This is a genomic window from Methylocaldum sp. (assembly GCF_039794385.1).
In the GTDB taxonomy this organism is placed as follows: Bacteria; Pseudomonadota; Gammaproteobacteria; order Methylococcales; family Methylococcaceae; genus Methylocaldum.
This window is the reverse complement of sequence record NZ_JBDIVO010000161.1, coordinates 1-10,081: the sequence shown is the minus strand read 5'-3', so window position 1 is coordinate 10,081 and position 10,081 is coordinate 1. Positions and strand designations below refer to the sequence as shown.

12 protein-coding genes are annotated in these 10,081 nt (G+C 58.2%); 2 read left to right on the top strand and 10 right to left on the bottom strand.

What is annotated here, in order from left to right; all coding sequences use genetic code 11:
- Positions 1-59: 59 nt before the first annotated feature.
- From ABJK70_RS14110 to ABJK70_RS14095, 4 genes are read right to left on the bottom strand one after another with little or no spacing between them, the layout of a single operon-like run.
- Complete coding sequence (locus ABJK70_RS14110; protein ID WP_086134291.1) at positions 60-464, bottom strand: CBS domain-containing protein; 405 nt, start codon at positions 462-464, stop codon at positions 60-62.
- On the bottom strand, positions 464-814 hold the full coding sequence (locus ABJK70_RS14105; RefSeq protein ID WP_077729416.1) for a P-II family nitrogen regulator: 351 nt from the start codon (positions 812-814) through the stop codon (positions 464-466). The genes ABJK70_RS14110 and ABJK70_RS14105 overlap by 1 nt, the downstream gene beginning before the upstream one ends.
- A gap of 11 nt (positions 815-825) precedes the next feature.
- Positions 826-1,608: a DUF1538 domain-containing protein gene (locus tag ABJK70_RS14100; RefSeq protein ID WP_077729417.1), complete on the bottom strand. Its 783-nt coding sequence runs from the start codon at positions 1,606-1,608 to the stop codon at positions 826-828.
- Positions 1,605-2,363: a DUF1538 domain-containing protein gene (locus tag ABJK70_RS14095; protein WP_347258287.1), complete on the bottom strand. Its 759-nt coding sequence runs from the start codon at positions 2,361-2,363 to the stop codon at positions 1,605-1,607. Before ABJK70_RS14095 ends, ABJK70_RS14100 begins: the two co-directional genes overlap by 4 nt.
- 364 nt (positions 2,364-2,727) lie before the next feature.
- Here ABJK70_RS14095 and ABJK70_RS14090 point away from each other — a divergent pair, with 364 nt between their 5' ends.
- Positions 2,728-3,960, top strand: a complete 1,233-nt coding sequence (locus ABJK70_RS14090; protein ID WP_086134292.1) for a cation:proton antiporter — start codon at positions 2,728-2,730, stop codon at positions 3,958-3,960.
- A gap of 34 nt (positions 3,961-3,994) precedes the next feature.
- On the opposite strand, the gene ABJK70_RS14085 is transcribed toward ABJK70_RS14090, so the two are convergent.
- A complete protein-coding gene (locus ABJK70_RS14085; protein WP_077729420.1) occupies positions 3,995-5,218 on the bottom strand; it encodes a site-2 protease family protein in 1,224 nt (407 codons plus the stop codon).
- 83 nt (positions 5,219-5,301) lie between these two features.
- A complete protein-coding gene (locus ABJK70_RS14080) occupies positions 5,302-6,027 on the bottom strand; it encodes a DUF502 domain-containing protein (protein ID WP_077729421.1) in 726 nt (241 codons plus the stop codon).
- Positions 6,028-6,354: 327 nt separating this feature from the next.
- Here ABJK70_RS14080 and ABJK70_RS14075 point away from each other — a divergent pair, with 327 nt between their 5' ends.
- The gene (locus tag ABJK70_RS14075) at positions 6,355-8,094 is read left to right on the top strand and encodes a multicopper oxidase domain-containing protein (RefSeq protein ID WP_347258286.1); all 1,740 of its coding nucleotides are present in this window, start codon (positions 6,355-6,357) and stop codon (positions 8,092-8,094) included.
- Positions 8,095-8,386: 292 nt separating this feature from the next.
- On the opposite strand, the gene ABJK70_RS14070 is transcribed toward ABJK70_RS14075, so the two are convergent.
- The 4 genes from ABJK70_RS14070 to ABJK70_RS14055 form a co-directional block, all read right to left on the bottom strand.
- Complete coding sequence (locus ABJK70_RS14070) at positions 8,387-8,629, bottom strand: hypothetical protein (RefSeq protein WP_077729424.1); 243 nt, start codon at positions 8,627-8,629, stop codon at positions 8,387-8,389.
- Between the two features lie 9 nt (positions 8,630-8,638).
- A complete protein-coding gene (locus ABJK70_RS14065) occupies positions 8,639-9,151 on the bottom strand; it encodes a cupin domain-containing protein (RefSeq protein ID WP_086134295.1) in 513 nt (170 codons plus the stop codon).
- A gap of 180 nt (positions 9,152-9,331) precedes the next feature.
- Positions 9,332-9,850 carry a lipocalin family protein gene (locus ABJK70_RS14060; RefSeq protein ID WP_347258285.1) on the bottom strand — a complete coding sequence of 173 codons (519 nt, stop codon included), beginning with the start codon at positions 9,848-9,850 and terminating at the stop codon, positions 9,332-9,334.
- On the bottom strand, positions 9,847-10,081 hold a 235-nt coding region (locus ABJK70_RS14055), incomplete at its 5' end, for a hypothetical protein (RefSeq protein WP_347258284.1). The genes ABJK70_RS14060 and ABJK70_RS14055, both read right to left, overlap by 4 nt.

Below are 10,081 nucleotides of genomic sequence, written 5' to 3'. Positions count from 1 at the left end.
AAAGTGCCGTGGCTCACCTTGCCTGATTTGGGCATCGGCGGAACAGACGGAAACGGCCCTCAAACGATCTGATAAAGCCCGTCCAGCACGAGTGTGTTGGGACTTATCATGCCCACGACGTTGCGGCCGTCCAGCACCGGGGCGCGTACGAGATTGTGATTTGCGAACAGGCGCGAGCAGTACCGGATATCCATGTCGGGGTGCACCGAAATCACCGGCTTGCTCATGATTTCGTAGACGTTGACCCGATCGGGCGCACGATCTTTCGCCAATACGTGCCGAGCAATGTCCCCGGCGGTGATCAAGCCGTATTCGTCGTCATCGTGCCGCTTGTTGACCACCAGCACCGAGGTTCTCATCGATTTCATTTTCTTCAAGGCTTCGCTGATGGTGGCGATGCCGTCGATCGTTCCGAAATCGGTCTTCATAACGTCCCGGACCCGGATAATGGGCTTCTTTTCCATTAAAGTTCCTCCTCGACGATGGGGGCTAATTTTTCCATTTGATGCGTGATCCCTACGGCGTCTTCCACATCGATCTGAAGCGCGATTCCGGTGCCGGGCTTTTCGTCGAACTTGCCCGCACGGCCGATGGCTTCCAGGATATGTCGAGTCAGATGCTCCTCTACCAGGAACAACAGCACGTCCCTTTGGCTTTCCAGGCTCAGTCCGAAAAACGTTTTCGTTCGCTTGAGTCCTTCGCCGCGGGCATTGGCGATGACGGTGGCGCCGGTAGCGCCATGTGCACGAGCGGTTTTCAGGATGAGCTCGGTTTTATCGTCTTCCACGAAGGCGATGATCAGTTTGAAGCGCATATGAGGCTACCTTAGTCGTTGTTGGCCGCTTGATTGCGCCGACTCAACCACATGGCGATCTGGCCGTAACCAAGCACGTTGATTATAGGAATTAGACAAGTGAACGCAATCAGGCCGAATCCGTCCAGCAAGGGATTGCGGCCGGGAACGGCGGCGGCCAGACCCAATCCGAGTGCCGTCACGATGGGTACCGTTACCGTCGACGAGGCCACATTGCCGGCGTCGTACGCGAGCCCGGCGATGACCTTGGGGGCGAAAACGGTCTGAATGGCTACGATGGCGTACCCCGTAAGGATGTAGGTGTACAGCGGTGCGCCGGTAACGATCCTGAACGTGCCTAGCGCCAGTCCGCCGCCTACGCCGAGGGCGACCGCGAGACGGAGCGGCAGGGCTCTGATGCTTCCGGCCGAAACCTCCGATACCTTGACCGCAACGGCGATGAGGGTGGGTTCGGCCATGGCCGCGGCGAATCCGATGCAGCCGGCAAACAGATAGACCCAGATATAGTTATACCAATGGACACGATCAGGATCGGGCTCGATACCGAGAAAATCCGGCGCGGTCAGCTGTTGAGCCATCAGATCGCCGATCGGAAACAGGGCCATTTTGAGTCCTACCAGAAATAGGGCAACGCCTAGCAGGACGTACAAAAAGCCCACGAGAATCCGGCCCGGGTGAGGCAAGGGTTTTCTGATGACCAGCAGTTGGAAGAGCACCAGCAAACCGATGATCGGGGATACGGCGCGCAGGGTCTCCAACAATATATTTCCGAATTCGTGCAGCCACTCGTTCATGCAAATATCCCGTATCCCATGACGAAGATCATGGACATCAAGGCGGCGAGGGCGAGCAGTCCGAAGCCATCGCTCACGGGATTACGCCCAGGAATGGAGGACGAGAGTCCAACGCCCAACGCAGTCACCAGGGGCACGGTGATGGTCGAGGTGGTCACGCCGCCGGAATCGTAGGCGATGCCGATGATTTCCGGCGGCGCGAAGATCGTCATGATGCCTACGCCAGCGTAGCCGCCGACGATCACATAAGGAAGCGGCCAGCCGCGGATGATGCGGATCGTGCTGACGATCAGCGCGAATCCCACCGCCGTGGCGACGGTAAGGCGAAGACCCAGTGCGTATGATTTGCGGGCCTCTACCGAAGCTGTAATCGCGCCGTCGTCGGCGGCGATGCGGGCTGCTTCGTCGGCGACGGCGATAAGTGCCGGTTCGGCTACGGTGGCGCCGAATCCCAGTGCGAAAGCGAATACCAGTATCCAAAATAGGCTGCCCTTGCGGACGAACGCATGGGCCATGCTTTCGCCCAGAGGAAACAGCCCCAGCTTCAAGCCCCGCATAAAAAAGGTCAGCCCCAAAACGACCAGCAGCATGCCTGCAACGAACCGTCCGGCCTCGGGAATCGGCTGCTGGATTACCAGGATTTGAAAAAACAGGATGACCACCACGATGGGCACCAGATCCAGTGCGCTGGCGAGTAACTGCCGAACGAAGCGGTTATGCAAAACCCGTTCGATGAAAGGAAATTTTGACCCCATAAGTACAATCGTGAATCTTGCTCGATATGGATTGGTAGATGTGCGACCGCGTTGATGGCAACTTGGCGAACGCGAGTGCCCTAAGTGCGCGAAAATCGCCTCTTCCAGGTCGTTCCGAACCGACGAGGTTGAGGGGGTTTTGCGCTAATAGTGCACCCGGGGTGGGATAGTCTAATCATCGGCCATTTTGGTCGTGCTGTGCAAGGTGGTTGTCACGCTAGTGGTACATTAAGCCGGTATCATGCTGAGTCCAGAGAACGATGATTGAAAGCGTGCGGGACTTGACCGACGATACGTTTTTCCGGTTCTCTAGGCGTTTCCCCATACGAGTTCGCCGAATCGCCACATCGGGAGAATATGTCCTATGGAATACCCGGTACACGGATTCTTCCTCAATCTTCTGATCATTCTCTTGAGCGCGCGCATGTTCGCCGAGCTGGCGGCGCTGGCGCGGGTGCCCCCGGTGGTCGGAGAACTCATGGCCGGAGTCGTTTTGGGGCCTACGGTGCTGGGCTGGATCGAACCGAGCCAGACCATCCGCATGCTGGCCGAGATCGGTATCATTTTGCTGTTGTTCGAAGCGGGGCTCGAAACCGACATCCGCCAGTTGGCGCGCGCCGGCTTCAAATCCTCGATCGTGGCGGTCAGCGGCTTCGCCTTGCCGTTCGCATTCGGCTTCTTGGTGAGCTATGAAGTCTTCGAACGCCCGTTGCTCGAATCCCTTTTCATCGGCGGAACCCTGACCGCCACCAGCATCGGCATCACGATACGGGTTTTGACCGACCTGCATCAGAGGCACTCTCACGAAGCTCAACTGGTGCTAGGGGCCGCAGTAATCGACGACATTCTGGGGGTGGTGCTGCTCGCGATTCTTTATGAGTTTTCCATCGGCGGCGGTATCAGTTATATGAACGCCGGCCGGGTGCTGCTGTTCATCGCCGTATTCTTCCTGCTGGCTCCGATTTTCGCCAAGCTCATATCGCTGGAGATCAGGCGCTTCGACGAGTTCAGCCAGACGCCGGGACTGATTCCCACGACCGTTGTGTCCTTGGTCCTTTTTTTCGCCTGGCTATCCCACGAGATCGGCGCGCCCGAACTTCTCGGGGGATTTGCGGCAGGACTCGCCCTTTCCCGGAGATTTTTCCTGCCGTTCGGTCTGGCCGTGCATGCCGGTACCGAATTCGCCGAGCGCATCGACAATCAGATGCGCCCCATCATTTATCTGTTCGTGCCGATTTTCTTCGTGATGGTCGGGCTATCGCTGAATCTCCGAACCATCGATTGGACGTCCCCCTTCATTTGGGTGTTTTCGCTATCCCTGATCGGTACCGCAATAGCGGGCAAGCTGTTCAGCGCGCTGTTCATCAGCGAACGCTGGGTGACTCGTTTTGCCGTCGGGCTGGCGATGATTCCGCGCGGCGAGGTAGGGCTCATCTTTGCCGAGCTGGGGCGGACATCGAACATCTTGAGCAACGAGATCTATGCCGCTTTGATCATCGTCATCGCCTTCACCACCATCTTCGCGCCGCTGCTGCTGAAAGGGTATTACCACGCCCTCGGGTCCCGGCTTGCAGCCGAACCGGTTCGCAGACAGTAAATCCCGAGCCTTGCCCGCCGATGGGCGGTTTCCGTCAGCCGAGAGGCCGCGAAGCAGGCCGGCCGCCTTCAGTGACAGTCAGGCCGGCATGAAGCGATAGCCATTTCAAAATATCTTCGCGCCGGACGAATCCGAGGAGCTGCCCGTTTTTCAGCACCGGCAGCTGATTCACGTCACGCTTGCCGAAAAGGTCCAGCGCGGCGGCTGCGTCCTGCTCGGGAGAAAGAGTCACCAATTCGTGTCTCGGCGTCATGATGTCGCCGACAGTCGTGGTCCTCCACGCGTCGCGCGGGCGCTTCGGCAGATCGCGAAGGCAGATCATTCCGATGAACTGGCCGCGCTCCTCGACCGGAAAAGCGCGTTGTCCGCTCGGCATCAGGTGTTCGTCCACCAATGCCTGAAGAGATAACTGCGGCGCCACCCGCTCGAACCGGGTGTGCATGATGCGCAGGACGGGCACGTCCTCGAGCCATTGGTGAACGAGCAACTGGCGGTAGCTCATGACGGCCGCGTTGTTGAGGAACCAGCCGATCAACGCGAGCCATAAGCCATTGATGAAACCGGCCCCGAATATCGGTACGCGCAATCCCAGGATCATGAGAAAGCCGGACCCCATCAACACCCAGGCAAACCCTTGCCCGACTGCCGAGGCGCGGCGCGTAGCGGTGAGCAAGTCGCCGGTCGCGCCCCACAGCGCGGCACGAAGAATCCGCCCGCCGTCGAGCGGAAAGCCGGGAACCAGATTGAACAGGCCGAGAATGATGTTGATGGGGCCCAGCCACATGAGCAGGCTGACGGTAGGCCCCAAAGTCGCGAACGATTGCTGCGGGTTGTCGGGATCGATCTCCATGGGACCGATAACCATCTTGGCCAGTCCCAGAAAAACGAATCCGAGCACGAGGCTGGTGATCGGCCCCACGGCTGCCATGTACAACTCGGCGCGCCATGAGGGAGGTTCTTTCTCCATATGCGCCATCCCGCCGAACATGAACAAGGTAATGCGCGGAATCGGAATACCGTTGGCTCGGCCAACTATGGCATGGGAAAGTTCATGCAAAAGCACCGACCCGAAGAACAGCAAGGCCGCGGCGATTGCGGTTCCCCAGATCAGCAGCGGGCCCCAGTCCGGATGCCAAGCCGGAAACAAGCCGGCCCCGAGACTTAAAGTAATGAGCGAGAAGATGATCAGCAGGCTCCAGTCAACCAGGATTTCGATGCCTGCCACGCGCCCGAGGCGCAAAGCTGTTCGTGCTCCCATGGTAATGCTCCGTTCGGTTGGTCCGGCCGTCGATAAACTCTTTGACAGTTTCGGGCGGGATAAAGCATCGGAACGCGCAAATCTCACCCCGATCGACTAGTTGGTTCTTTCATCGGCATTTCGCTGCCGTCTTGTCCGCGGCGTTGGGCGTCCGAAAAGCCGACATGCTCGCGGGTGCTGGTCCCGCACGATATGACGAATTGCATGCCTTCTTCCACGGTCCAATCGGTGGGCGTCACCTGGGAAAGGGGCACGATTTCCATATAACCGGACGTCGGATTCGGAGCGGTGGGCATATAAACCACCGCCAGTTCCTCGCCGGTTTCGGTATCCCGGACGATGCGTGTCACAAAGGCCACGGCCCGCATTTTCTCGGTGGGATAATTGATCAGCACGACCCTTTGGATCTGCTCCGGTTGCGCTTGAAAGGCGAGTAGCAGCCGCTTGGTGGAGCCGTAGATGGCTTTCAGTACCGGGATTTTTTCCAGCAACAATTCAAACCCGATCAGAATCTGCCGACCGACCACCCGGCTCGTCAGCCAGCCCAGCATGAAGAGCAAGACGAGGGTGATCAGCAGGGCGAGCACCGAATCGATCCAGCCGTTGAGCATCAAATCCGCCAGCTTGGGAGAAAATGTATAAATGGCTCTATACAAGGCCGGTATCCAAGGTCGCCCGAAGGCGATCAGCTTTGCCAGGATGAAGTCGAAAACGAGCCAGGTGAGCAGTATCGGGGTAAGGACGACCAGCCCCGCGAGAATGTTTCTCTGCACGTGGTGGATGAAAGATCTTCGCCGTTTGCTCTCCATAGAAATTACCGACAAACGTTTTGCAAAGTCGTTGCGTGATTCAGGCTCGCCGAGATATCGCGAGGTTCAAAAATTCTGGCTACGGGCCGGCGAAATCCGTCTTTCAAGAAGGGGCTGCGGCAATCTGTCCATAAGAAAATCATTGAATTATTATGCTGCCGCTCCTGTCCTAGGCGTATCATAGTACCGGTCGGCAGGACTGCGCGATCATTCGGTTTCCAGGAGGAAGAGATCTATTTATTCCAGGCGCTCGCCGGTCGAGGTGAACAACCCCAAAAGATGCGGCTGAGCCGTCTGCGACCATAACGACAGATTCGAGGAGAGCTTATGCAAGATCCAGTCGATCGTTCGCGCCGCCGCTTCATTTTTCAAACCGGTGTCGGTTTATTAGCCGCAGCGAGCATGCCGGCATGGGTGCGTGCCATGGAGATGCACGGCATGCCCAAATTGACGCCCAATCGGGCGTCTCCCGCCTTCAAGCCCGATGTCGAGATCGAATTGGCTGCCCGCCAAGGCTCCATATCCATTCTGCCGGGCCAGGCGACCCGGGTGCAGCACTATACGGCCAAGTTGCTGAGTGGCCCGAAGGATACGCTGACCGAGCTGCCCAGTTGCTATCTCGGACCGATCATCCGCTTGCAAAAGGGCCAGAAAGTCCGCATTCATTTCCGCAACGACCTGATGGAACCCACTATCACCCATTGGCACGGACTCCACGTCCCCGCGCTGATGGATGGCCATCCGATGTACATCATCGATCCGGGCGAGACCTTCGTGTATGAATTCGAAGTGATCAACCGGGCGAGCCTTAATATCTATCATCCGCATCCGCACGAAATTACCGCGAGGCAGGTGTACTACGGTCTTGCCGGCGGCTTGATCATAAACGACGAAGAGGAGGCGAGACTCGAATTGCCTTCCGGCGAGTACGAGATACCCATTGTCCTTCAGGACCGCCGGTTCAATGCCCAAAACCAGTTGATTTACGGTCCGCACATGCACGATCGGATGATGGGATTCTACGGCGACCGCATCCTGGTCAACGGCCAGCCGAATGCCGAGTTCGAAGTGGCCAGCCGCGCCTACCGTTTCCGTTTCCTCAACGGCTCCAATGCCCGTATTTACAAACTCGGCTGGAGCGACGGCACGCCGGTGACCGTGATCGGCGTCGACGGCGGACTCCTGGAGTCCCCGGAAACTTTCCCTTACGTGATGCTGGCACCCGGGGAGCGCCTCGATGTCTGGGCGGATTTCAGCGGCCGGCCCAAGGGCACTGAGTTGACGATGCGCAGCCTGCCGTTCTCCGGCGTGCTGCCGATGATGGCCGAGCACATGGGGGGGCGCGGCGGAAGGGGAGGCATGGGCGGCATGATGGGAGGAATGGGCATGATGGGCGCCATGGCCTTGCCCGTCGGCAGCGATTATCCCCTGTTCAAGATCCGCGTCACCCGCGAGACCGGCGAGAGCCCGAAGCTGCCGAGCCGGCTGTCGAAGATCGACCGCTATACGCTGGACGATGTCGCCAACCCCAGCAAGCCCGTGCCGATCGCCATTTCTGAGTCTCCGATGGCGATGCTGCTCAACGGCCGCTCCTATGCCTTCGACGATATTCAGCCGTTCGAGCGGATTCCGCTCGATACCGTGCAGCTCATGGAAATTTTCCATACTAGCGGCGGCGGACACGGCATGGGCCACGGTATGCGAGGCCGCATGATGGGAATGATGGGCGGCCACGGAAGCGATGCTCAGCCAGAAGGGCAGGGCATGGGCGGTATGGGCATGAGGGGTGGCATGGGGATGATGTTTTCCATGGCGCACCCCATCCACCTGCACGGCGACCAATTCCAGATCATCAGCCGCACCGTAGCCGTCGAGAGAGCGGACAGCTATGCGACGGTAAAAGACGGTTTGGTCAGTAGCGGCTGGAAGGATACCGTGTTGGTCATGCCTGGCGAGACCGTGCGCATGATCAAGCCGTTCCACCACTTCAAGGGCGTGTTCATGTATCACTGCCATAACCTCGAACACGAGGACATGGGCATGATGCGGGATTTCTTGATCGAGTAGCCGCCGGGATTTGTCTGTCAACAATATCCCGCCACACCGGAAAACGATGGCGTTGTAGCGTTGTAGGGTGGGTTAGGCGCGCATCACGCCGAGTCCGCAAAGTTCCCTCTGTGTTTCCGCGCGCCGTAACCCACCAGGCAAGGCCGCGGAACCGGTGGGCTTCGCTTCGTTCTACCCACCATCGATGGGTTTCGCTTCGCTCTACCCATCCTACGCCTACGCCGGAAACATGAGGCGTAATCGTGTTTTCCGTCCAACTCGAGGCCGGCATCCTTCGCCGACGCCTGTCCCTCTAATCGGCTCTCAGCCGCTTTCCATCGACTTCGATCAGGCGGTCCAAGCGAATCTCCAACCCGCTCTTCAACTTCAGGAATTCCTCCTTGTCCCTGGCGTAAATATCCTCGATTCGGTCCTCGACGGTAACGGGATCGCCGGACGCGTCCCGATAAGTGATCGGGCACGTACGGCGTCTCACCGCGAGCGTTTCCAGTTCGTCGTGGAAATCACAGCTGATGGGTTGGTAATGATCCGTCACCGGAATGGCTCAGTGATGGGTATAGTCATGGAAGGATTTCTGAAAAAGCGGCGTCAGGGTTTCCCACAAGACTTCGCTTCCTTGCGCGATGAAATACGAGTCGCCGGGTGTCAGATAAGTGATTGTTCCCGCTGAATCTGTGATTTTGAGCACCCCGTGAATGACTTGCATGTGCTCGTCGAACGGGAAGACGATCCGGATCCTGGCTTGTCCGATCTGCTCGAAAACCCCGTGCACGGTAGTGTCGTCCGGAGGAGGCGGCGCGTCGAACCGCATCTTGATGGTCGGATTGCCCTTCAACACCGTTCCGCCTAGCGCCGGTATCTGGGAAGTGACATCCACGAAATCGGAATCGTCGACGATCCGTCCCATCTTGTAGATCATTACGCCGGTATTCGAGGTGTTGGAGCCTTGAACGCCCTCAGTCATGTCTGTGGTGCCGGCCCAACCATGACCACTATAAAGGATCAAAGCGGAAGCCATGGAAATCGCAATGCGCGAGATGGATTTTTGAGACTTCATCGATACCCTCCCTGAGTTTCCTTCGATTACCGTTGAGAAGAACCAGCGGTTTCCTTCGGAAGAAGGAACGTGGCGGAAGGGTATATATCCCAAAAAGACTTGTCAGGCAAGCGGACGTCCGGGCCGCCTGAGCCGGCTGTATGACCGATCGTTGACTTGGCCGATTGGCGGATATGCTGGTTACTTCTCGCTGTGGTCGACGTAGATCAGACGATCGGTTGCAAATCCGAGCGCTTCGGCTTTCGTGACCAGGTGGTGTAGTACAGAGGATTCCAGTGTCTTCTCTCTCGCCAATATCCACAAATACGATCGGGTGGGGCCGGAAACGAGGGCATAGGAGTAGTTCTCCTTGTCCAGATCGATAATGTTATAGCCGCCGTAAAAAGGCCCGAAAAACGAAACCTTCAGCCGGCCGATGTTCGGACTTTCCACGAAATAGGCTTTGCCTGTCGCTTCCCGCCATTCCTGCTTTCGGGAGTCGAAGCCCCGGTTGACCACCTTTATGCCGCCGTCCTCCCGAAGGCCATAAGTCGCGGTGACGCGGGTCAGGCCCCGTTCGAACGAGTGGTCGAGGCGCGCGATTTCGTACCAGGCGCCGAGATACCGGCCCGGTTCAAAGCCATGAACGGGCGAAACGCCTTTGGGGATACCGGCGCATCCCGCGAGAAATAGGGTGGACAGGAGTGCCAGCAGTTTCATTGACCGTGATTCAGCCGAATGGCCTTATAGAAGAACCACCCGGAAAACCCGGCAAACGCCATGGCGGCGGCCAGGGACGCCCAGACGGGCAGGGTGAAAGGACCAAGGCTGGCCGGCCATCCGGCGACAAGCGATACGGCGAGGATGCCGGCCATAACGGCGAAGACTCCTCCGCCGAGGAGCAGCATTCCGCTGATACCCGATTCAGCGAGGTCCAACGTGAAATCCGCT

Bases quoted from the DNA above. Each gene is read 5' to 3' on its own strand.
- ABJK70_RS14065 (WP_086134295.1), bottom strand. From the start codon at position 9,151: ATGAAGTCTCAAAAATCCATCTCGCGCATTGCGATTTCCATGGCTTCC.
- ABJK70_RS14110 (WP_086134291.1), bottom strand. From the start codon at position 464: ATGGAAAAGAAGCCCATTATCCGGGTCCGGGACGTTATGAAGACCGAT.
- ABJK70_RS14105 (WP_077729416.1), bottom strand. From the start codon at position 814: ATGCGCTTCAAACTGATCATCGCCTTCGTGGAAGACGATAAAACCGAG.
- ABJK70_RS14080 (WP_077729421.1), bottom strand. From the start codon at position 6,027: ATGGAGAGCAAACGGCGAAGATCTTTCATCCACCACGTGCAGAGAAAC.
- ABJK70_RS14075 (WP_347258286.1), top strand. From the start codon at position 6,355: ATGCAAGATCCAGTCGATCGTTCGCGCCGCCGCTTCATTTTTCAAACC.
- ABJK70_RS14100 (WP_077729417.1), bottom strand. From the start codon at position 1,608: ATGAACGAGTGGCTGCACGAATTCGGAAATATATTGTTGGAGACCCTG.
- ABJK70_RS14090 (WP_086134292.1), top strand. From the start codon at position 2,728: ATGGAATACCCGGTACACGGATTCTTCCTCAATCTTCTGATCATTCTC.
- ABJK70_RS14095 (WP_347258287.1), bottom strand. From the start codon at position 2,363: ATGGGGTCAAAATTTCCTTTCATCGAACGGGTTTTGCATAACCGCTTC.
- ABJK70_RS14085 (WP_077729420.1), bottom strand. From the start codon at position 5,218: ATGGGAGCACGAACAGCTTTGCGCCTCGGGCGCGTGGCAGGCATCGAA.
- ABJK70_RS14060 (WP_347258285.1), bottom strand. From the start codon at position 9,850: ATGAAACTGCTGGCACTCCTGTCCACCCTATTTCTCGCGGGATGCGCC.